Below are 21156 nucleotides of genomic sequence, written 5' to 3'. Positions count from 1 at the left end.
AATATAAAAAAACATTTAATACGAAAAAAAATTCTTTTTTTAATTTTTTATGGATCAACAGCAAAAAAAAATTCCATTTTGGAAACATATTGAAGAGTTAAGAAAACATGTAATTCATTGTTTATTTGCGATTCTTATTTCAATGGTTTTTCTAATGAAAAATAAAGAAATTATATTTGATAATATCATTTTTGGTCCAGCAAAAAAGGATTTTATTACTTATCGTTTTTTTAAAAGTTTAACCAATTCTTTTTTTGGGAAAGATGATCACATTTATTTTAATAATTTAGAAATACAAAATAGAAAAATATTTGGTCAATTCAATATATATGTATCTACTTGTTTTATAGGTGGAATTATTTTATCATTTCCGTATATAATATATGAATTATGGTTATTTATAAAACCTGCTCTTTATCATGAAGAAAAGAAATATTCTGTATTGATTCTTATAATAGCAATGTTTCTATTTATATCAGGAGTTCTTTTTGGTTATTTTTTATTATTTCCATTTTTAATTCATTTTGGATATTCTTTTAGAATTAGTGATTTTCCGAAAAATATATTTGATTTATCTGATTATATATCTTTAATTACACATTCATCACTATCTATGGGGATTATTTTTTTGTTTCCTTTTTTTATATATTTTTTAACTAGAATGGATTTAATTACTTATTCTTTTTTGAAAAAATATAGAAAACATGCATTTTTGATAATATTGATTATAGCATCCGCTATAACTCCCGGAGATATATTGAGTACAATAGTAGTTTTTATTCCATTATTATTTCTTTATCAATGTGGTGTATTTATATCATTCTATGCAAAATCTTCTTATTCTTCTGTTTCTAAAAAAAATAAAACCTCGTAAAACGAGGTTTTATAATAATTTTATTTTTCAATAGATAATTATCATATTATAAGGATATTTTTTTGTTATCTACTGATGATGTTAATGATGATAGATTATCTATTTTTTTCTCATTTTTTTTACCGAAACTAAATATAAGACCTACATTATGTTTCCAGAAATTTAAATAATCTCTAGATTGCCTAGCAATTACTTGATTATAAGTACTTTGCGCGTTTACTCCAAAATTAGGAACTAACCATAAATTTAGCCCAATTCCTCCATCTAAAATAAAAAAAGTTTTTTTATTCGTTTTAAAATATTTTGTATCTGATATTATTAATTTTTTTCCTTTATAATTATTAAACTTATGGATTCCTATTCCTAATTTTAAATAAGGATCAATTTTTTTTGAAATTAAATGAAAATTTATTCCATTTCCGAATTTAAAGAAAAATCCATCATCTAATCTCCATTTATTATTTTTTACCATTCCTAATGAAGCATCAGCGTATAATCCTATATATTTAAAATTATGTTCTATTTCAATGCTAGAAATAACAGGATCAAAACTATTATGATTCTTAGAAAAAAAATTCTTAAAAGGAGACTGTATAGGGAAATAATTAATATCATTAGCTCCTATTTTAAAAAGCCATTTTCTATCAGAATCTTGAGAAAAAACAAATGAAGAAAAAGCAAATAAGGTGATAATAAAAAAATTGACGTTTTTCATAAAGATATAAATTTCTTAATAATATAATTTTGAACAAATATAATATTTGATTTTAAAATTTTTAAATTTTAAAATATTTTTCTCTATTTTCTGATCTAAGAAGATCTTTTTTTCTTAAAGATTCTCGTTTATCATATATCTTTTTTCCTTTTGCTAATGCTATTTTCATTTTTACATATCCTTTCTTATTAAAAAATAATTCTATAGGAATAATTGTTATACCTGGATTGTATAATTTTTTTTCTATTTTTATTAATTCCTTTTTATTTAATAATAATTTTCTTTCCCTTTTACTAGAATGATTACAAGATGTTCCAAATTTATATTCAGATACATACATGTTGATTGAATATAATTCTCCGTTTTTTAGTTGACAAAAACTTTCGTTTATGCTAACTTTATTTTCCCTTATAGATTTTACTTCTGTTCCAAGTAATTGTATTCCAGCTACGTATTCTTCTAATAGAGAATATTGAAACTTAGCTTTCCTATTTATAATAATACTCATAATTAATTGTTATTTTTGTGTTGTTATCTATTATGAATAAATAGACTAAAACAAAAATAGAAAATAAAAGAACTAAAATGAATGTACGTTATTTAAAGGATTTATGTTTTCAAGTTCGAAGGGATATATTACGTATGGTAAATCATGCGAAATCAGGACATCCAGGGGGATCTTTAGGATGTACAGAGTATTTTGTTGCTTTATATCAGGAAGTCATGCGTTATAATACAAAAAAATTTACAATGGAAGGAAAAGGAGAGGATTTATTTTTTTTATCTAATGGTCATATATCTCCTGTTTATTATAGTGTATTATCTCGTTCTGGATTTTTTTCTATAAAAGAATTATCAACTTTTAGAAAGTTAAATTCTCGTTTACAAGGACATCCTTCTGTACATAGAAAATTACCTGGAATTAGAGTTTCTTCCGGATCCTTAGGGCAAGGAATGTCTGTATCGATAGGAGCTGCTTTATCAAAAAAATTAAGTAAAGAGTTTGATTCTATTATATATAGTTTACATGGAGATGGGGAATTAAACGAAGGGCAAATTTGGGAAGCTGCTTTATATGCGGGAGCTAGAAAGCTAGATAATTACATAGCTACTGTAGATTATAATGGACTACAAATAGATGGAGCAACTAATGATGTATTACCTCTTGGAGATTTGAAAAAAAAATTTCAATCGTTTGATTGGAATGTTCTAGAAGAATTTAATGGGAATGATCTTGAAAAAGTTATTAATATTCTAAAAAAAGCAAAAAATGAAATAGGAAAAGGAAACCCAATTTTAATTTTGTTACATACTACAATGGGATATGGTGTAGATTTTATGTCAGGAAAACATATTTGGCATGGTAAATCTCCAAATAAAGAGGAATTAGACATAGCTTTATCTCAACTTCCTGAAAGGTTAGGTGATTATCCATTATCTTAAAAATAAGAAAGAGTAAGCAAAGAAATATAATATGGAACAATATAAAAAATATGGAAGTCAAGAGTTGAAAGAAACTAGGGCAGGCTTTGGAGATGCCTTAACGTTCCTTGGAAAGAAAAATAGTAAAGTAGTAGTATTATGCGCAGATCTTACTAGTTCTTTATTTATGAAAGAATTTTCTAAAATTTTTTCTGAAAGATTTTTTCAAATAGGAATAGCAGAAGCTAATATGATGGGAATAGCAGCTGGTATAAGTATTGGAGGATATATTCCATTTGCAGGAACATTTGCTAATTTTGCTACATCTCGTGTGTATGATCAAATACGTCAATCTATTTGTTATTCTCATAAAAATGTAAAAATATGTGCATCTCATTCAGGTTTAACTCTTGGAGAGGATGGGGCTACACATCAATGTTTAGAAGATATTGGAATGATGAAAATGTTACCGGGAATGACTGTAATTAATACTTGTGATTACAATCAAACTTATGCGGCAACTTTAAGTATATGCGATCATGTTGGTCCAGTATATCTTCGTTTTGGACGTCCTGCTGTAGCTAATTTTACAGATAAAAACCAAAAATTTGAAATAGGAAAAGGAGTTCGTTTAATCAAAGGAAAAGATATTACCATTATTAGTACAGGACATTTAGTATGGGAATCTTTAGAAGCTTCCAAAGAATTATATGAGCAATATGGAATTGAATGTGAAGTAATCAATATTCATACAATTAAACCATTAGATAATGATATTATTTTAAATTCTGTTAAAAAAACAAAATGTGTTCTTACAGCAGAAGAACATAATTATTGGGGTGGATTAGGAGAAAGTGTTGCTAGAATTATTGCTACAAAAATAGGATCTATTCCTCAAAGTTTCGTAGCAGTGAATGATACTTTTGGAGAAAGTGGAAAACCTATGGAACTTCTAAAAAAATATAATGTTGATCGTTATTCTATTATAAATAATGTTAAATATATAATTAAAAAGAAATTAAAATAAAATTTTGGAAATAAAAAATATACAAAAATTAGTTCATAATTGGATTATGAATCATGGAATACGATACTTTGATATATTAACTAATACAATACTTTTATCTGAAGAAGTAGGAGAGGTTTCTAGAATTATTGCTAGAAATTATGGAGAACAATCTAATAAAAAAAACTGTAATAATAATGATGATCTTGGAGAGGAATTATCAGATGTTTTATTTGTTTTAATATGTTTAGCTAATCAAACTGGGATTGATCTAGAAAAATCTTTCAATAAAAAATTGAGAGAAAAAAAAATGAGAGACCATAGTAGACATCATGAAAATGAAAAATTAAAATAGAATATGTCTTACGTAAAAATTAAGAAAAAAAATAATAGATCTTTATATGGATCCGTATCTATAAATGGATCTAAAAGCATATCTAATCGTCTTTTAATTTTAAAAGCTATTTATAAAGATGAAATTGATATTGTAAATCTTTCTAATTGTGAAGATACAGAAATATTGAAAAGTAGTTTAACTAGTTATTCGAATATATTAGATATTCATCATGCTGGAACAGCTATGCGTTTTTTAACTTCTTATTTATCTATACAAAAAGAAAGAGAAGTGATCCTAACAGGATCTAAAAGAATGAAAGAAAGACCAATTCTTGTATTAGTTGATGCTTTGAGAAAACTAGGAGCTGAAATAAATTTTTTAGAAAAAGAAGGATATCCACCGATAAAAATTTTAGGAAAAGAAATAACTGGGGGAGAAATAAATATCAATGCACAAGTTAGTAGTCAATATATTAGTTCTTTAATGTTAGTAGCTAGTAAATTTAAAAATGGACTTAAAATTTTTATGCAAGATAACGTTACATCTTTTCCATATATAAAAATGACTTTTGATCTGCTAATACTCTCAGGTATAAAAGTTTTATGGAATAATAAAAAAGTTATTCATATTTTTCCAGGAAAAAAGAAACAAAAAAAATGTTTTTATATAGAATCAGATTGGAGTTCTGCTTCTTATTATTATTCTATGTCTGCTATTGCAAAAGAAAGTAAGATCATTTTATCTTCATATGATAATAATAGTTTACAGGGAGACAAAGAAGTCTCATATATATATGAAAAGTATTTTGGAATTTCTACTTTGTTTAAAGAAAATAAAATAATCATTTTTAAAAAAATAAATTTTAGTTTACCAAAATTTTTTGAATTAAACTTGAATAAAACACCGGATATTGCACAAACTATTACTGTTACTAGTGCTGCTCTTGGAATAAAATGTTTTTTAAAAGGGTTAGAAACATTAAAAATAAAAGAAACAGATAGATTAATAGCATTGAAAAAAGAATTACATAAAATAGGGGTTAAGACGAATATAACAAATTATTCTATAGAAATAACAGATTTTTTACAAGAAAAAAATCATTGTATTTTTTTCAATACTTATCAAGATCATAGAATGGCTATGTCTTTTGCTCCATTAGGATTACAGTATTCCATTTGTATAGAGGATCCAAATGTTGTAAAAAAATCATATCCTAATTTTTGGATAGATTTAAAATCTATAGGATTTTCTATTGAAAATGATTATTTTTCTAGGTAAAGTATTCTTCTTGCCATAAGATATTTATTGTTCCAGTATTTTTCATACAATTGAGAAATAACTACACCATTTGATGCAGAAGCATGAATAAAGAATATATTTTTGTAGCTTACATTAATAACCATTCCTACATGATTTATTTTCTTATTGGTTATTCCTGTAGAAAAAAATAGTAAATCCCCTATTTTTATCTTTTTTTTTGTAACAAAAAAGCCTTTTTTTGCTTGGTGATGAGAAACACGTGGAAGATTTATTTTATAGAATGAAAATATTTTTTTTATAAAAGCAGAGCAATCTATTCCAGATTTTGTAACTCCTCCGTATTTATATGGAGTATGCATGTAATCTTTTGCTTTTTCTACTAAAAAATATCCTTTGTTTTTACTTTTTTTAAAGTAAATATTTTTTTTTCTAAATAAAAGATTATCAAATACTATTGTATTATTTCTTCCATATGATGGAATATGAAAAAAATGATAATAAAAAATTATAAGTAAAACAATTCTAGAAGAATTTATGATGAAAACAATTTTACTTTTTTTTTTCCATTTGAATAAAATTGATATAGATGATCAAATTTAAGAAATTTACTTGTATTAAATACAAAAAAAATATAATTTGTACATATTACTTTTTAATAGGCCCATTCGTCTATTGGTTAGGACGTCAGGTTTTCATCCTGGAAAGAGGGGTTCGATTCCCCTATGGGCTATGATATTAAATTTATGGCAAATCATTTATCTTCTTTAAAAAGAATTAGACAAAACCAAGTTAAACGTCTTCGCAATAGATATGTATATAAAAGCACGAAAACGGCTATAAAAAAATTTTTAAATAATGATGATAAAAATGAAAAAGATTATTCTAAGGTAATATCTATGATTGATAAATTGGTTAAAAAAAATATTATCCATAAAAATAAATCATCTAGGTTGAAAAATAGGTTAAGTAAAAATTTATTATCCAAATAATTTTTAGATTAATTTACTGAAATGATGGAAATAAATGCTCCAATAGGGGTATTTGATTCTGGTATTGGAGGAATGATTATAGCTAAGGAGATAGCAGAACAAATGCCTAATGAGAGAATTATTTATTTTGGAGATAATAAAAATATGCCATATGGAGAAAAATCTAAAAATTTTATTATAGAAAATTCCATGAAAATAGCATCTTTTCTTTTAGAAAAAAAATGTAAAGCTTTAGTAATTGCATGTAATTCTATTACATCTAATGCTTTATACGAAATAAAAAAAAAATATCATAAAAAATTAATAATATTTAACGTTATTGATCCTATAGTAAAAAATAAATTATTCTTATCATCTAAAAAAATAGGAATAATTGCAACACCTGCTACTATACGTTCAAATTTTTATATAAAAAGAATAAAAAAATATCATCATCATTTAGATATAATTCAAATATCTGCACCTCTACTTGCTCCTATAATAGAAGAAGGAGTTGGAATAATAAAAACGAAAAATATCATAAAAAATTATTTAAATGATTTAAAATCAATAGATACATTATTATTAGCTTGTACTCATTATTTATTCCTTAAAAAGGAAATAGAAAATTTCTATTATGGAAAAGTTCATTTAATTGATATACAAAAAATAGTAGTACAAGAAATAAAAAATAAATTAAAAGAAAAAAAATTATCATGTCTTACTACATCTAGTAAAAAAAAATTAGAGATTTTTTATACGTCTAATTTTCTACCATATTTTTTCCAAAAAAAAGTTCAAACTTTTTTTGGAAAAAATATTGTGTTTAAAAAACATATATTTTTTAATATCTTATGAATTTCTTATTTGTGCATCTATTACAGATAAAGTAGCTAAATTTACTATTTCTTCTATATTAGATTGCATTTGCATAACATGTGCCGGTTTTCGCATTCCTAACATTATAGGACCAATAGTTTGAGTATTTCCTAATCCTCTTATAAATTTATAAGTTAAATTTCCTGATTCCAGATTTGGAAAAATAAAAATATTTGCTCTTTTTTTAACTAGTTTAGAAAAAGGAAATTTACTAGCTAACAAAAATTCATTTAATGCAAAATCTGGTTGCAATTCTCCATCTACTATTAAATTTGGATATTTTTTATGTAGAAAATATACTGTTTTAGAAACCTTAGAAGAAGTTTTAGAATCAGAAGAGAAGTTTTGAAAAGATAACATAGCTATATGTGGTTCAATATCAAACCCTCTAACTACATTAGAGGCCATAATAGCAATTCTAGCTAATTCTTCACTAGTTGGGTCAGGAATTACAGCTGTATCTGCTAAAAATAAAGGTCCTCGTTTCGTTAACAATATCATCATTCCTGCTGTTTTTTGAACTGAATCATCTCTTCCTATGACTTCTAACATTGGACGTAAACTTAAAGAAAAACTTCTAGAATAACCTGTAATAACGGCATCTGCTTCGCCTTGATCTACCATCATAGCTCCAAAGTGATCATTGGTTTGCATACGAATTTTTGATTCATATAGAGTTAAACCTTTTCTATTTCTCCTTTTCCATAGAATTTTAGCAAAGTATTCTATTTTTTTTTCATTTTTTTCTTTTAATGGATCTATAATTTCTAATTCAAAATCAAGATTATTTTCAGTCATTAAACGTTTTATACGTTCTTCGTTTCCTAATACTATAGGAATAGATACGATTCCTTCTTCATGAAGAATTTGAACTGATTTAAGAACATCATATTCTTCTCCATCACAAAAAACAATTTTTTTTGGATTTGTTCTTGCTCTATTTTGAATCATTCTAAGCATTTTACTTTCATATCCCATTCTATCTAACAATTTTTCTTTATATTCTTTCCAATTTAAAATAGGATTTCTTGCAACCCCAGAATCCATAGCCGCTTTAGCTACAGCAGGAGCAACACGAGTAATTAGTCGATTATCAAAAGGTTTCGGAATAATGTATTCTTTTCCAAAAGAAATATTTTTTTTATTATAAACAATATTTACCTGTTCTGGAACAGGTTCTTTTGCTAAAGAAGCAATAGCATATACAGCTGCTAATTTCATTTCATCATTAATAACACTAGCATGAACGTCAAGGGCTCCTCTAAAAATATAAGGAAACCCCAATACATTATTTACTTGATTCGGATAATCACTTCTTCCAGTAGCCATGATAACATCTGTACGAATTTTAATTGCTGAATCATATTCTATTTCTGGATCAGGATTAGCCATAGCAAATACAATAGGATTTTTAGACATGCTTCTCAGCATATTAGGAGTTAATATTCCTCCTATAGATAAACCTATAAAAACATCTGCATTTTTAATTGCTTCTTCTAAAGTCAAAATTTTAGTACTTACAGAAAATTCTTTTTTCTCTTTATTTAAATCAGATCTTGAGGTGTGTAATAATCCTTTGCTATCAAACATAAGTATATTCTCAGGTTTTACTCCAAGTTGTTTATAAGTTCTTGTACAAGAAATAGCAGCAGCTCCAGCTCCATTTACTACCATTTTTATATCATTAATTTTTTTATCAACAAAAGTTATAGCGTTTAGCAAAGCCGCTCCTGAAATAATAGCTGTTCCATGTTGATCATCATGCATAACAGGGATATCTAACTCCATTTTAAGTTTTTTTTCTATTTCAAAAGCTTCTGGAGCTTTAATATCTTCTAAGTTAATTCCACCAAAAGTAGGTGCAATTGATTTTACTATATCTACAAATTTTTTAGGATCTGATTCATTTATTTCTATATCAAAAACATCAATTCCAGAAAAAATTTTAAACAAAAGTGCTTTTCCTTCCATAACTGGTTTAGAAGCTAAAGCACCAATATTACCTAATCCTAATACGGCAGATCCATTAGTAATTACTGCTACAAGATTTCCTTTAGATGTATATTTATATACCTTTCTTGAACAATTAGCTATTTCTTTGCAAGGTTCTGCAACACCAGGTGAATAAGCAAGAGAAAGATCTCTCTGGCTACTATATTTTTTAGTAGGAGTTACTTGTATTTTTCCAGAAGGAAATTGACTATGGTAATTTAGAGATTCTTCACGAAAATTACTTGTTTTTTTTCTCATTATACTAAATATTAATTTAATAATTCTTAGAATTATTTTTTTATTTTTTATTCCCAGAATATATTTTTTTCAAAAAGATATTTTTTTTCATTAGATTTCCATCTAATTATAAGTTTATAGGATCCTCTCTTCAATAATTTTTTTGGAATAAATAATACATTAGAGGATTTTGATATTTTAAAATATTTTGTAACATCTAAATCTTTAGAGGAAGATCTAAATAGAGTAAAATATCCATATATATCATTCTTATCATATGGAATCATTATTCTAATTCCAGAATATTTTATAGGAATAATTTTTATTTTTTTAGAAAGATTTGAAAAATTTTTTTTCTCATTTATAATTTCTTGATATTTTATTTCTTCTTCATAATATTTATCCGATACAAGCTGACTTTCTACATTTGGAAAAAAAAATGCTATATAAATGATAAAAGTAATGAAAGTGATCAAAGATAACACTATTCCAACATCCCAATTGAATTTAATTTTCATAATTAAAAAAAATGATGATTTAGATTTATTGTTTAGTTTCGTTGATCCAATCTAAGTTTTTTTTTCCTTGCGGTGCTTTACCCTCCGAAGATTTTTTATTTTTATTAATAAAATAGACATAACTAGATATTTTTTCAATATCATTTCCTTTGATTTCTCCTGATTTTCCAAAAGCTCGCATAGTAGGATTGTTCTCACTTCCATTCCATATTATATAGTATATATTTTTAAATAAATCTTTCTCTTTTATATTTATCCAATAATCATCTGTTAAATTAGGACCAATACTTCCACTACCATCTGATTTATGACATGTAGAACAATTTTCTTCAAAAAGTGTTTTTCCATTATTTATAAAATCTTTTTTAAAAGAAGCATTTTCTATAGTAACCTGTGGTGTATTTTTTTCAAAAATTTCAATTTTTTTTAATTGATCTTTATAAGCTATGTCATATTCTTTATAAGGATTAGAATAATCTATAAATAGATAAGAAAAAAAATAAATTGCTGAAAATACAATTGTAATCAAAAACAAATGAACCCACCAAACTGGTAATTTATTATCTAATTCTATAATTCCGTCAAATCCATGATCAATTTTTTTAACTTTTTCATTATTTTGTCCAATAAATAGAAACCTATAAAGTCTATGAAAATAATTTCCTTCATTTTCATCTAATATTTTTATTCTTTCGTATTCTGAAAGGGATTCCAATCTCTTTTTAAATATTAAATAATTGATAGATTCTAAAACAAATAATAATATTGTGATTACAATAAAAAAAAATATTGTAATTGGATGAACTATATAATTTACTCTATTATAACTTTCAAAAAAAGTATATAACATATACATTATAATAGATAAAATAGAAGGAATCATAATGAAAGATGAAACTTTATACCTCATACTATACTAATTATTTTCTTTATCCTCTGTTTCTAGAATAGAAATAATTTCTTCTCTATAATATTTTTTAGGCTTTTTCAAAATAAAAAATACTATAAAGAAGAAAGTTAAAAAAAATATCACAAGTATAATAGATTGAAAAATTCCTATGTATTTTTCTCCAGTAAAATAATGTTTAAAAAAACTTATCATTAATTTCAAGATTTAATATCTGTACCTAAACGTTGTAGATATGCAATTAATGCTATTATTTCTCTCTTTTCTAAAGGAATAAATTCATTTTTATATTTTATTTTTTGTGTATTTATTTCTTTGCTTAAAGAAGGATATTCCTTATAAATATCGGATACAATTTTTTTTGATTGAACGTCTATATATTTTTTAAAATTTTTTACATATTCTGAAGTATATGGGACTCCTAGTCTAATCATTGCTTTCAATTTTTTTTCCGTATCAGAAATATCTAATTTATTATAAATAAGCCAAGGATAACTAGGCATAATAGATCCTGAAGAAGTAGAACGAGGATTTTTCATATGATTATAATGCCAAGAATTTGGATTTTTTCCTCCTTCTCTAGCTAAATCTGGACCTGTTCTTTTGGACCCCCAAAGAAATGGGTGATCATATACAAATTCTCCTGCCTTAGAATATTCTCCATAACGAACAACTTCATCTCTGAACGGACGAACTTGTGCGCTATGACAAGCATTACATCCTTCTCTTACAAATAAATCTCGTCCCTCTAATTCTAACGCACTATAAGGTTTAACACTATGTATTGTAGGAACATTAGATTTAATTACTAAAGTAGGAATTATTTCTATAAAACCTCCAATAGCTACGGCAATAAAAGATAATATAGTAAACTGTATAGGTTTTTTTTCTAACCAATTATGAAAATTTTTATTTTCTTTTTCTATTTTTTTATTAAAAGAAATGCATTTAAACTCTTCATTTTTAATAAAATTACCTTTTCTTATGGTTTTGAATAAATTAAACATCATTAAAATAAAACCTAATAAATAAATGAGCCCACCTAGAAAACGAATTCTATAAAATGGAATAATGGATATAACAGAATCCAAAAAATTTTTGTAAGTTAAGGTTCCATCAGGATTAAATTTTTTCCACATCATAGATTGTAAAACAGATCCGAAATACATTGGAAAAATGTATAATGCAATTCCCAAAACTCCTAACCAAAAATGAATATTAGCTAATGAAATAGAATATAATTTTGTATTCCACATTTTTTTCGTTAACCAATATAAAACTCCAAAAGCCATAAATCCATTCCATCCTAAAGTCCCAAGATGAACATGAGCTATAACCCAATCTGTAAAGTGACCAATAGAATTTAAAGTTTTGGTAGCTAACATAGGCCCTTCAAAAGTTGCCATTCCATAACATATAATACCAACTACAAAAAATTTAAGAATAGGATCTTTTTTAACCTTATTCCAATCTCCTCTTAAAGTTAACAACCCATTTAACATTCCACCCCAAGAAGGAGCAATTAACATAATAGAGAAAATAGTTCCTAACATTTGAGCCCAATTAGGAAGGGATGTATACATTAAATGATGCGGACCAGCCCAGATATATATGAATATTAATGACCAAAAATGAATGATAGAAAGCTTATAAGAAAAAATAGGTTGATTAGAAGCTTTTGGAACAAAATAATACATTAATCCAAGAATAGGTGTAGTTAAAATAAAAGCTACAGCATTATGACCATACCACCATTGCATCAATGCATCTTGAACTCCAGCATATATAGAATAACTTTTAAAAGATAGAACAGAAATTGGTAATTCAAGATTATTAAATACATGCAACATAGCCATAGCTACCCATGTTCCTAATAAAAACCAAATACTAACGTATAAATGTTGTATTCTTCTTTTTAAAATACTTCCTATAATATTGATTCCATAAATCAACCATATAAGAAATATTAATATATCTATAGGCCATTCGTGCTCTGCATATTCTTTGCTTGTATTTATTCCTAATAAAAAGGTAACCCAAGTAAGAATAATAAATATTTGCCATCCCCAAAAATGAATCCAACTTAAAGTATCGCTAAATATTCTTGTTTTTAGTATCCTTTGTATACAATAATAATAACCTGTAAAAATTGTATTTCCTACAAAAGCAAAAATAGCAGTATTTGTATGTAACATACGCCATCTACCAAATCCCATAATTCCTTGGGAGAATTTTAAATTATTTCCAAAAATAAATTCAGGGATTTCAGGAGAAAATAATAATATAGCTATAAATAAACCTGCTAAAAATCCAATTAACGCCCAAAACATTGTAGCATATAAAAAAGCTTTTACGATACTATTATTGTAATAATGTGTCTCTAATTTCATTATCTTTTACTAATTTTTCTCTTTTTTATAATCATCAATTAAAATTCTAATTTTAGGAGATTCATAATCATCAAAATGTCCAAAATATAGACAAATTAAGAAAAATACAAGAAAAAATACTCCTAAAAAAATACTAGATAATATCATAATAATTATTATATCCATACAATAACTAAAAATAAAATTTTCTATTTTAAATAAAATAGAATACTAAACTAACAATCTTCGCGAAACCAACCAAGTTGATATTATAGAAAAAGCAATTACTGAAAAAGAACTTAAAGGCATTAAAATGGCCGCTATCAAAGGTTTCAAATTACCAGAAATAGAAAATATAATACCTATACCGTTATAAAATAAACTAATTATAAAATTAATAATTACTAATTTTTTAGATATTTTTGATATTTTTAAGAATAGAATAAGTTTATCTAAACAATTAGATTGAAGAAAAGCATCGCAGCTAGGGAAAAAACTAGTGGGATTATCTGACACAGCTATTCCTACTTCACTTTGATTTAATGCAGCACAGTCATTAATACCATCCCCAATCATCATTACCTTTTCTCCTTTTTCTTGCAACATTTTTACTTTAGCGAGTTTATCTTCTGGACTTTGACTAAAAAATACATCACTAGTCTTTGGTAGAATTGATTTTAAATACCTTTTTTCTAATTCGTTATGGTCTCCAGAAAGAATAATTATCTTATAATTCTTCATATTTTTAAATATGTTTTCCATATCACTACGATAATAATTTCTAAATAGAAAATAACCTAGAAATTTTTTATTAATGGAAATTGCTGCTATTGTTTTATTCTTCATATCATGAATTGATATACCCATATATTCAGGAGAACCTATTTTAACTGGAATATTTTTTACTATACCTTCTATTCCTTTACCTATAATTTCTGTAAAATTTTTTACTGGATAAAAACATTTTATAGACAATTCAGATAATATCCTATTACTTATAGGATGATTAGAATTTCTTAATAAAGATGCTATAATCTTCTTTTCTTCGTATTCAATTTTTTTACCAATAAAAAAGACCTTTTCTTTATTAGGATCTGTTATTGTTCCAGTTTTATCAAAAATCAAAGTTTTTATTGCAGAAATTTTTTCCATTGTATAAATATCTTTTACATAAAATCCTTTTTTAGAGAAATACCGTATAAAACTTCCAAAAATTAAAGGGGTAGAAATTGCTAAAGCACATGGACAAGAAATAATTAGTACTGAGAAAGTACTTTGAAATACCTTTAAGATATTGCCATTGATAAAATACCAATATAATCCGGTTAATATAGAAATTATTAAAATAATTGGAGTAAAAAAATATTGACTAAATCTATTAGATATAGTATTTAAATAAGAAAGCTTTTTTGTATGTTGTTTTTTTTTATTCCATAATAAACTCAAGTAACTATGATCTACATCTTTAATTACTTTTAAGTAAATAGCTTCTCCTTTTTGTTTAGATCCAGCATAAATACGGTTTCCTTTTTTTTTATTAACTAAATGAGATTCTCCAGTTATAAAACTATTATCTAATACAGCATTTCCCTTTATTAAAATAGAATCTACTGGAATTATTTCTTCATTTTTAATCATAATAATATCTCCTTTTTTTATAGATGAAAGAAAAATTTTTTGTTCCCTTTTATCTTTTTTATGAATTTTTGTTATTAAAACAGGATAATAAGATTTATAATTCTTATCAAAAGAAAGTATTTTATTATGAGTATAATTTTGAAAAATTTTACTAATTACTAAAAATAAAGAAAAACTAGCAAGACTGTCAAAGTATCCAGATCCTAAATCTAAAAAAACTTCATAACAACTCCAAAAAAATAAAACTAATATTCCTATAGAAATAGGGACATCCATACTTAACACCTGTTTTTTTAAACCCAGAATAGCATATTTTATATGATCTGCAGAAGAATAAATGATTATAGGTAAAGATAGGACTAACATTAAATAACGAAAAAAATTTCTATGATCAAAAAACCAGATATCTTCATTGTAAGCTCCTACATATTCTGGAATAGATAGAAGCATAATATTTCCAAAACAAAAAAAGGAAATAGCTAATTTTGCTGTCAGTTTTCTATCAAATAGATGTTGATCTCTATTTTTTTTTTCCATAAATTCAAAATCCATAGAAGGGGGATATCCTGTATCATGCAATATTTTAGCTAATTCACTAATTTTTAATTTAGTATTATTGATAGTAATCCACATTTGTTTACTATTGAAATCAACATTAACATCAATAATACTTTTATGTCTTCTAGATAAATTTTCTAGAACAAAAACACATGAACTACAATGAATATCAGGTATTAAAAAACGAACAGTTGTGAGGTTTTTATGTTTAAAATCTGTTATTTTTTCCGCTACTTTATCATTATCGAAACAATCATAAATATGATATATCATGACATAATAGATCCTATGTATTTTTTGTATTCTTCCAAAGATAAAAGATAGTCATATTCTTTTTTGTTTAATATTTTAATTTTTAAAATCCATCCTTTTTCATATGGACTATTATTTATAAGTTCTGGTTCAGATGATAAATTATTATTATATTCTAATATTAGTCCAGAAATTGGCATAAATAAATCTGAAACTGTTTTTACTGCCTCTATAGTTCCAAAAACTTTTCCTTCATTTATACTTTTTCCTATTATAGATTCATCTATATCTAAATAAACTATATCACCTAATTCTTTTTGAGCAAAATCTGTAATCCCTATAAAAGCTATATTATTTTCATGATTATTTCTTATAATCCATTCATGATTCTTGCTATACCTTCTATTACTACTATAATTATCCATTATTTTTTTATCAAACATTGGTTTTTATTAATATATTATTTTTTTATTTCACGAATTTTATCTTTCACTAAAGAAATTACTTTTCTGAAAAAACGAATGAAAATAGAATTAGATGTTTCAATTTTATTTTTTTCCATAATAAATGTCAAATGTTTATTTATTCTATTTTCTATTCCAGAAGAAACCTCTTTATCAAATTTCCATAAAAAATATTTTTCTATTTGTTTAATTAATAAATCTGCATACTTTAGAGAAGTAGCATAACCTGCTTTTTTTAGCTCTATAGCCCATGCTTTGTAATCGTTTTTATTTAAATGAAATAATTTAGAGTAACGAGGCTTTAGTAAAAATTTAGAATGATCATTAAAAGATTCTCGCACAGATTTATATTTTCTAAAACATTCTTTTGGTAAATCATCATCATGAAAAGAAAACTCTCCTTTCCAATTTTTTCCACATTTAATTCCAAAATGATTATTTGTAGTTTTGGATAATAAACTCCTACCACTAGAAGACTCTAAAATTCCTTGCCCTAGTTTTATACTAGCAGGTATTCCAAATTTTTCCATTTCCTGAATAGCAAATACGGCATATTTTCTAATATACTCAATGATATCCTTTATATTTTCTTCTTTTTGTTTTGAAAAAGATGAAAAGTGAATAGAAAAAAATAATAAAAAATAAAAAATATTTTTCATCTTAATTGTTAATATTTAAAATTAAAAAAATTAAAAATTAAAAAATACTATGAATATCTAAGAAAAATTGCACATTTCTATTTATTTTAATATAGTAGCATAAGCTTAATAATATACAAAGAAATAAATAAAAAATTTACTTATATTTGTCGTGAAATAAATGTCATTTCTTGAACTTAAAGAAAGAAAATGATAATTTTTCAAAATTAATTGAAATCTTAAAATTTAATAGGAAGACCATATTCCGACAATATTTACGAGGCTTGTCTTTTAAGACGGCCTTTTTTTCATCATGTAAAAATACCATAGAAACATGTTTAAATTTAATTTTAGAACTATTCAGAAAAAAATTTTAGCTGATAGTACTACACCAATAGAATTATATTTAAAATTAAGAGATGTTTTTCCAAAAATATTGTTATTAGAATATTCTGATTCCAAAGTTTCCAAAAATAATTCATCAATTATTTGTATAAATCCAATTTCTGAACTTATTCTAGATAAAAATGTATTGCGTACTTCGTATCCAAATTCTGTTAAGAAAGATATTTTCATAAATAATAAATTAGATATTCAAATCTTAATAGAAGATTTTTTTGATAAATTTAAAGGAGAGGATACTTCTTATTCAGGTTTATATGGATATTTATCTTACGATAGTATTCAATATTTTGAAAAAATAGAATTTAACGCTCCAATTAAAGAAGAATATAATATACCACAAATAAGATTCGGATTCTATAAAAATTTAATTATATTTCATCATTTACATAATGTAATCTATTTAATAGAACATCAATTTCATAATATTAATCAGGAATTTTCTATCAATGATAAATTATTAGAATTAATAAAAAAGAATAATTTTTATTCCTTCTCATTTAAATCTGTAGGGAATCGTTTTTCTAATATTACAGATTTAGAATACAAAAAAATGGTATCTAAAGGAATAAAAGCTTGTTTACGTGGAGATGTTCTTCAAATAGTATTATCTCGTCAATTTCAACAAAAGTTTAAAGGAGATGAATTTAATGTATATCGTGCCTTGCGTTTTATAAATCCTTCTCCATATCTTTTCTATTTCGATTATGGAGATTATAAATTATTTGGTTCCTCTCCAGAATCTCAACTGGTCATCACTAATAAAATAGCTTATATTAACCCAATAGCAGGAACTATACGTAGATTAGGAAATGAAAAAGATAAAAAAAGATTATACAAAGATTTATCTAATAATCCCAAAGAAAATGCAGAACATGTTATGTTAGTAGATTTAGCAAGAAATGATTTAAGTAAGAACTCTTTCGATGTAAAAGTAGAAAGTTTTAAAGAAATACAAATTTTTTCTCATGTGTTACATATGGTATCTAAAGTCTCTGGTAAATTAGAAAAAAATACATCGATTATAAAAGTGTTTGTAGATACTTTTCCAGCAGGAACTTTATCTGGAGCTCCTAAATATAAAGCTATGGAACTAATAGATAAAATAGAAAATCAACATAGAGGTGTATATGGTGGTGCTATTGGTTTTTTTGGATTAAATAATTCTTGTATAAATACAGCTATAGTTATTCGTTCATTTCTTAGTAAAAATAATACTCTATTTTTTCAAGCTGGTGCAGGTATTGTATCTGACTCTAAAGAAGAGAAAGAATTGCAAGAAATAAATAACAAACTAATGGCTTTATTTAAAGCTATAGAATTAGCTAAAAACATATAAAGTTTTATGGATAAAATATTGATTTTGGATAACTATGACTCTTTTACATATAATCTTGTTCATGCTGTAAAAAAATTAACAAAAAAACCTGTAAAAGTATGTAGAAATAATGAAATTAGTCTTTCAGATATAGAAGAATATGATAAAATTATTTTATCTCCTGGTCCTGGAATTCCAGACGAAGCTCATATTTTAAAACCTCTAGTAAAGAAATTTGCTTCCACTAAAAGTATTTTTGGAGTTTGTTTAGGTCAACAAGCTATAGGGGAAGTTTTCGGGGCAAAACTACTTAACACAAGAGAAGTATATCATGGGATATCTAGTTCAATAAAAATTATTGATCCACAAGAAATACTTTTTAAAAAACTTCCAAAAGAAATTCAAGTAGGCCGTTATCACTCTTGGATTATCTCTTCACATAATTTTCCTAAAGAACTTAAGATTACGGCTATTGGTAGTAAAGGAGAGATTATGGCGTTGCGTCATAAGTTTTATGATGTACGTGGAGTACAATTTCATCCAGAATCTATTCTTACTCCATATGGAGAAAAAATTATAGGAAATTGGTTAAAAAAAAAATAAAGTAATTATGATTAAAAAGCTATTAGAAAAACTTTTTACAGGAAAAACTTTAACCAAGAAAGAAGCTAAAAATATTATTATAGATTTATCAAAAGAAAACATTAATAATACTCAAGCAGCAGCTGTAACAAGTATCTATAATATGAGATTTCCTACTTTAGAAGAAATGATAGGATTTAGACAAGGAATTATGGAATTATCAGTTAAAATAAATCTTACAGAATTTAATGCTGTAGACATTGTAGGAACAGGTGGAGATGGAAAAAATACTTTTAATATTTCTACTTTAGCATCTTTTATAGTAGCAGGTACTGGAGAGAAAGTAATAAAACATGGAAGTTTTAGTTCTTCTTCTATCACCGGTTCATCTAATGTACTGAAAGAATTAGGATATGAATTCCCTAAAAAAGAAGAAAATATAAAAAATCAATTAGATAGAGTAGGATTATGTTATCTACATGCTCCAATATTTCATCCAGTTCTAACTATTATGTCTTATGTAAGAAAAGAATTAGAATTAAGTACTATTTTCAATATATTAGGTCCATTAATTAACCCAGCAAATCCAAAAAATCAACTATTAGGAGTAAATAATTTAGAAATAGCAAGAATATATTATTATTTGTATCAAGATATGGAAAATAATTACGCTATTATTCATAGTTTAGATGGCTATGATGAAATAACACTTACTAGCGATATAAAATGTTATTCTCCAAAGGGGGAACATTATTATTCTTTAGATGAGTTAGAAATTCATAAAAAAGTAAAAATTTACCCTAATGAATTAAAAGGAGGAAAAAATACAAAAGAAAATACTAAAATATTTATAAATATTCTATCAGGAAAAGGAACATTATCACAAAATGAAGTTGTTTTGATGAATGCTGCATTTGCGTTATGTTTACTAAACAAAGATAGTATTGAAAATAACTATGATAAAGCCGAATATTCATTAAAAAGCGGAAAAGCAAAAAACATTCTTAAAAAATTATTAAGATTATGAATCTTCTTGAAAATATATTATCTAACAAAAAAAAAGAAATATCATATAATAAAGAATATTATCCAGTAAAAAAATTAGAAAAAAGTATTTTATTCAAAAGAAAAAATATTTCTCTAGTTCAAAGTTTAAAACAAAGTAATACAGGTATCATAGCAGAATTTAAATCAAAATCTCCATCAAAAGGAATTATAAATAATGTTTCTTCGTTAGAAGAAGTTATTGATGGTTATAGACATTCAGGAGCTTGTGGAATATCAATACTCACAGATTTTAATTTTTTTTCTGGAAGTAATGATAATGTAAAAAAATCACGTTCTTTGATAAAAGAAACTATTCCAATTTTAAGAAAAGACTTTATTATTAGTGAATATCAAATTATAGAATCTAAATCTATAGGAGCTGATATCGTTCTATTAATAGCAGAAATTCTTTCCAAAGAAAAGATAAAAAATCTTTCTAAACTTGCAAAGGATATAGGTTTAGAAGTTATATTAGAAATTCATCATGAATATGAATTAGATAAAATAACAGATAATTTAGATATCATAGGAATCAATAATAGAGATTTACGAACTTTTATTGTGAAAAGAGCCACTTGTTTAAGTTTATCATCAAAAATTCCTAGTAATTATGTGAAAATAGCAGAAAGCGGAATAAATGATATTGATTTTGTATTGGAATTAAGAAAATATGGATTTAAAGGTTTTTTAATTGGAGAATATTTCATGAAGAAAAAAAATCCAGGAAAATTTTGTAAAAAATTTATAAAATCATTATTAAAATAATTAAATTA

The 21156-nt window shown here is 24.9% G+C and carries 23 protein-coding genes and 1 tRNA gene; 12 read left to right on the top strand and 12 right to left on the bottom strand.

Annotated features, from left to right (window positions below; genetic code table 11):
- Positions 1-49: 49 nt before the first annotated feature.
- On the top strand, positions 50-874 hold the full coding sequence (gene tatC / locus H0H48_RS01190; protein WP_185871289.1) for a twin-arginine translocase subunit TatC: 825 nt from the start codon (positions 50-52) through the stop codon (positions 872-874).
- Positions 875-920: 46 nt separating this feature from the next.
- Here the strand turns inward: tatC and H0H48_RS01185 are convergent, their stop codons facing one another.
- The gene (locus H0H48_RS01185; RefSeq protein ID WP_185871288.1) at positions 921-1589 is read right to left on the bottom strand and encodes a hypothetical protein; all 669 of its coding nucleotides are present in this window, start codon (positions 1587-1589) and stop codon (positions 921-923) included.
- A 61-nt stretch (positions 1590-1650) separates the two neighbouring features.
- Positions 1651-2097 (bottom strand): SsrA-binding protein SmpB, encoded by a 447-nt coding sequence (gene smpB / locus H0H48_RS01180; RefSeq protein WP_185871287.1) that lies wholly within the window; start codon positions 2095-2097, stop codon positions 1651-1653.
- Between the two features lie 77 nt (positions 2098-2174).
- Between smpB and H0H48_RS01175 the strand changes: the two genes are divergently transcribed.
- The 4 genes from H0H48_RS01175 to H0H48_RS01160 are packed head-to-tail and all read left to right on the top strand — an operon-like array spanning position 2175 to position 5632.
- The gene (locus H0H48_RS01175; RefSeq protein WP_185871286.1) at positions 2175-3032 is read left to right on the top strand and encodes a transketolase; all 858 of its coding nucleotides are present in this window, start codon (positions 2175-2177) and stop codon (positions 3030-3032) included.
- Between the two features lie 31 nt (positions 3033-3063).
- Positions 3064-4038, top strand: a complete 975-nt coding sequence (locus H0H48_RS01170; RefSeq protein WP_185871285.1) for a transketolase family protein — start codon at positions 3064-3066, stop codon at positions 4036-4038.
- A gap of 4 nt (positions 4039-4042) precedes the next feature.
- A complete protein-coding gene (locus H0H48_RS01165) occupies positions 4043-4372 on the top strand; it encodes a MazG nucleotide pyrophosphohydrolase domain-containing protein (RefSeq protein ID WP_185850584.1) in 330 nt (109 codons plus the stop codon).
- A gap of 3 nt (positions 4373-4375) precedes the next feature.
- Entirely contained in the window at positions 4376-5632 is a 1257-nt protein-coding gene (locus H0H48_RS01160; RefSeq protein WP_185871284.1) for a 3-phosphoshikimate 1-carboxyvinyltransferase, read from the top strand.
- Here the strand turns inward: H0H48_RS01160 and H0H48_RS01155 are convergent.
- A complete protein-coding gene (locus H0H48_RS01155) occupies positions 5617-5973 on the bottom strand; it encodes a C40 family peptidase (protein ID WP_185871283.1) in 357 nt (118 codons plus the stop codon). The two genes, H0H48_RS01160 and H0H48_RS01155, sit on opposite strands and share 16 nt — an antisense overlap.
- A gap of 299 nt (positions 5974-6272) precedes the next feature.
- Here H0H48_RS01155 and H0H48_RS01150 point away from each other — a divergent pair.
- The 3 genes from H0H48_RS01150 (at position 6273) to murI (ending at position 7440) form a co-directional block, all read left to right on the top strand.
- Positions 6273-6344 (top strand) — tRNA-Glu (locus H0H48_RS01150).
- A 13-nt stretch (positions 6345-6357) separates the two neighbouring features.
- Positions 6358-6603, top strand: coding sequence for a 30S ribosomal protein S20 (gene rpsT, locus H0H48_RS01145; protein ID WP_185871282.1), 246 nt, complete (start codon positions 6358-6360; stop codon positions 6601-6603).
- Positions 6604-6624: 21 nt separating this feature from the next.
- Positions 6625-7440 (top strand): glutamate racemase, encoded by an 816-nt coding sequence (gene murI / locus H0H48_RS01140; RefSeq protein WP_317168616.1) that lies wholly within the window; start codon positions 6625-6627, stop codon positions 7438-7440.
- On the opposite strand, the gene H0H48_RS01135 is transcribed toward murI, so the two are convergent.
- From H0H48_RS01135 to H0H48_RS01095, 9 genes are all read right to left on the bottom strand, one after another.
- On the bottom strand, positions 7435-9711 hold the full coding sequence (locus H0H48_RS01135) for an NADP-dependent malic enzyme (protein ID WP_185871281.1): 2277 nt from the start codon (positions 9709-9711) through the stop codon (positions 7435-7437). The genes murI and H0H48_RS01135 overlap by 6 nt on opposite strands.
- A gap of 47 nt (positions 9712-9758) precedes the next feature.
- Positions 9759-10208, bottom strand: a complete 450-nt coding sequence (locus H0H48_RS01130; protein WP_185871280.1) for a FixH family protein — start codon at positions 10206-10208, stop codon at positions 9759-9761.
- A 25-nt stretch (positions 10209-10233) separates the two neighbouring features.
- The gene (locus tag H0H48_RS01125) at positions 10234-11118 is read right to left on the bottom strand and encodes a cbb3-type cytochrome c oxidase N-terminal domain-containing protein (protein WP_185871279.1); all 885 of its coding nucleotides are present in this window, start codon (positions 11116-11118) and stop codon (positions 10234-10236) included.
- Between the two features lie 6 nt (positions 11119-11124).
- Positions 11125-11310 (bottom strand): cytochrome oxidase, encoded by a 186-nt coding sequence (locus tag H0H48_RS01120; protein ID WP_185871278.1) that lies wholly within the window; start codon positions 11308-11310, stop codon positions 11125-11127.
- Positions 11311-11315: 5 nt separating this feature from the next.
- Positions 11316-13505: a cytochrome-c oxidase, cbb3-type subunit I gene (gene ccoN / locus H0H48_RS01115; RefSeq protein ID WP_185871277.1), complete on the bottom strand. Its 2190-nt coding sequence runs from the start codon at positions 13503-13505 to the stop codon at positions 11316-11318.
- A 9-nt stretch (positions 13506-13514) separates the two neighbouring features.
- Positions 13515-13652 carry a cbb3-type cytochrome oxidase assembly protein CcoS gene (gene ccoS, locus H0H48_RS01110; protein ID WP_238784750.1) on the bottom strand — a complete coding sequence of 46 codons (138 nt, stop codon included), beginning with the start codon at positions 13650-13652 and terminating at the stop codon, positions 13515-13517.
- Positions 13653-13715: 63 nt separating this feature from the next.
- On the bottom strand, positions 13716-15953 hold the full coding sequence (locus H0H48_RS01105) for a heavy metal translocating P-type ATPase (RefSeq protein WP_185871276.1): 2238 nt from the start codon (positions 15951-15953) through the stop codon (positions 13716-13718).
- On the bottom strand, positions 15950-16375 hold the full coding sequence (gene gcvH, locus H0H48_RS01100) for a glycine cleavage system protein GcvH (protein ID WP_238785337.1): 426 nt from the start codon (positions 16373-16375) through the stop codon (positions 15950-15952). Before gcvH ends, H0H48_RS01105 begins: the two co-directional genes overlap by 4 nt.
- A 17-nt stretch (positions 16376-16392) precedes the next feature.
- Positions 16393-17055, bottom strand: coding sequence for a glycoside hydrolase family 73 protein (locus tag H0H48_RS01095; protein WP_185871275.1), 663 nt, complete (start codon positions 17053-17055; stop codon positions 16393-16395).
- Between the two features lie 313 nt (positions 17056-17368).
- On the opposite strand from H0H48_RS01095, the gene H0H48_RS01090 reads away from it, so the two are divergent.
- From H0H48_RS01090 to trpC, 4 genes are read left to right on the top strand one after another with little or no spacing between them, the layout of a single operon-like run.
- Entirely contained in the window at positions 17369-18775 is a 1407-nt protein-coding gene (locus H0H48_RS01090; protein ID WP_185871274.1) for an anthranilate synthase component I family protein, read from the top strand.
- A gap of 6 nt (positions 18776-18781) precedes the next feature.
- Positions 18782-19357, top strand: a complete 576-nt coding sequence (locus tag H0H48_RS01085) for an anthranilate synthase component II (RefSeq protein WP_185871273.1) — start codon at positions 18782-18784, stop codon at positions 19355-19357.
- A 10-nt stretch (positions 19358-19367) separates the two neighbouring features.
- Entirely contained in the window at positions 19368-20363 is a 996-nt protein-coding gene (gene trpD / locus H0H48_RS01080; RefSeq protein WP_185871361.1) for an anthranilate phosphoribosyltransferase, read from the top strand.
- The gene (gene trpC, locus H0H48_RS01075; protein ID WP_185871272.1) at positions 20360-21148 is read left to right on the top strand and encodes an indole-3-glycerol phosphate synthase TrpC; all 789 of its coding nucleotides are present in this window, start codon (positions 20360-20362) and stop codon (positions 21146-21148) included. The genes trpD and trpC overlap by 4 nt, the downstream gene beginning before the upstream one ends.
- Positions 21149-21156 lie beyond the last annotated feature (8 nt).

Origin of the sequence: Blattabacterium cuenoti (assembly GCF_014252055.1) — a bacterium.
GTDB classification, from domain to species: domain Bacteria; phylum Bacteroidota; class Bacteroidia; order Flavobacteriales; family Blattabacteriaceae; genus Blattabacterium; species Blattabacterium cuenoti_D.
This window is presented reverse-complemented; position numbering and strand designations above follow the sequence as displayed.

Bases quoted from the DNA above. Each gene is read 5' to 3' on its own strand.
- H0H48_RS01105 (WP_185871276.1), bottom strand. From the start codon at position 15,953: ATGATATATCATATTTATGATTGTTTCGATAATGATAAAGTAGCGGAA.
- H0H48_RS01185 (WP_185871288.1), bottom strand. From the start codon at position 1,589: ATGAAAAACGTCAATTTTTTTATTATCACCTTATTTGCTTTTTCTTCA.
- H0H48_RS01125 (WP_185871279.1), bottom strand. From the start codon at position 11,118: ATGAGGTATAAAGTTTCATCTTTCATTATGATTCCTTCTATTTTATCT.
- ccoS (WP_238784750.1), bottom strand. From the start codon at position 13,652: ATGATATTATCTAGTATTTTTTTAGGAGTATTTTTTCTTGTATTTTTC.
- H0H48_RS01135 (WP_185871281.1), bottom strand. From the start codon at position 9,711: ATGAGAAAAAAAACAAGTAATTTTCGTGAAGAATCTCTAAATTACCAT.
- H0H48_RS01090 (WP_185871274.1), top strand. From the start codon at position 17,369: ATGTTTAAATTTAATTTTAGAACTATTCAGAAAAAAATTTTAGCTGAT.
- tatC (WP_185871289.1), top strand. From the start codon at position 50: ATGGATCAACAGCAAAAAAAAATTCCATTTTGGAAACATATTGAAGAG.
- H0H48_RS01170 (WP_185871285.1), top strand. From the start codon at position 3,064: ATGGAACAATATAAAAAATATGGAAGTCAAGAGTTGAAAGAAACTAGG.
- ccoN (WP_185871277.1), bottom strand. From the start codon at position 13,505: ATGAAATTAGAGACACATTATTACAATAATAGTATCGTAAAAGCTTTT.
- H0H48_RS01085 (WP_185871273.1), top strand. From the start codon at position 18,782: ATGGATAAAATATTGATTTTGGATAACTATGACTCTTTTACATATAAT.
- H0H48_RS01175 (WP_185871286.1), top strand. From the start codon at position 2,175: ATGAATGTACGTTATTTAAAGGATTTATGTTTTCAAGTTCGAAGGGAT.
- rpsT (WP_185871282.1), top strand. From the start codon at position 6,358: ATGGCAAATCATTTATCTTCTTTAAAAAGAATTAGACAAAACCAAGTT.
- H0H48_RS01160 (WP_185871284.1), top strand. From the start codon at position 4,376: ATGTCTTACGTAAAAATTAAGAAAAAAAATAATAGATCTTTATATGGA.
- H0H48_RS01120 (WP_185871278.1), bottom strand. From the start codon at position 11,310: ATGATAAGTTTTTTTAAACATTATTTTACTGGAGAAAAATACATAGGA.
- H0H48_RS01095 (WP_185871275.1), bottom strand. From the start codon at position 17,055: ATGAAAAATATTTTTTATTTTTTATTATTTTTTTCTATTCACTTTTCA.
- H0H48_RS01130 (WP_185871280.1), bottom strand. From the start codon at position 10,208: ATGAAAATTAAATTCAATTGGGATGTTGGAATAGTGTTATCTTTGATC.
- gcvH (WP_238785337.1), bottom strand. From the start codon at position 16,375: ATGTTTGATAAAAAAATAATGGATAATTATAGTAGTAATAGAAGGTAT.
- murI (WP_317168616.1), top strand. From the start codon at position 6,625: ATGATGGAAATAAATGCTCCAATAGGGGTATTTGATTCTGGTATTGGA.
- smpB (WP_185871287.1), bottom strand. From the start codon at position 2,097: ATGAGTATTATTATAAATAGGAAAGCTAAGTTTCAATATTCTCTATTA.
- trpC (WP_185871272.1), top strand. From the start codon at position 20,360: ATGAATCTTCTTGAAAATATATTATCTAACAAAAAAAAAGAAATATCA.
- H0H48_RS01155 (WP_185871283.1), bottom strand. From the start codon at position 5,973: ATGCATACTCCATATAAATACGGAGGAGTTACAAAATCTGGAATAGAT.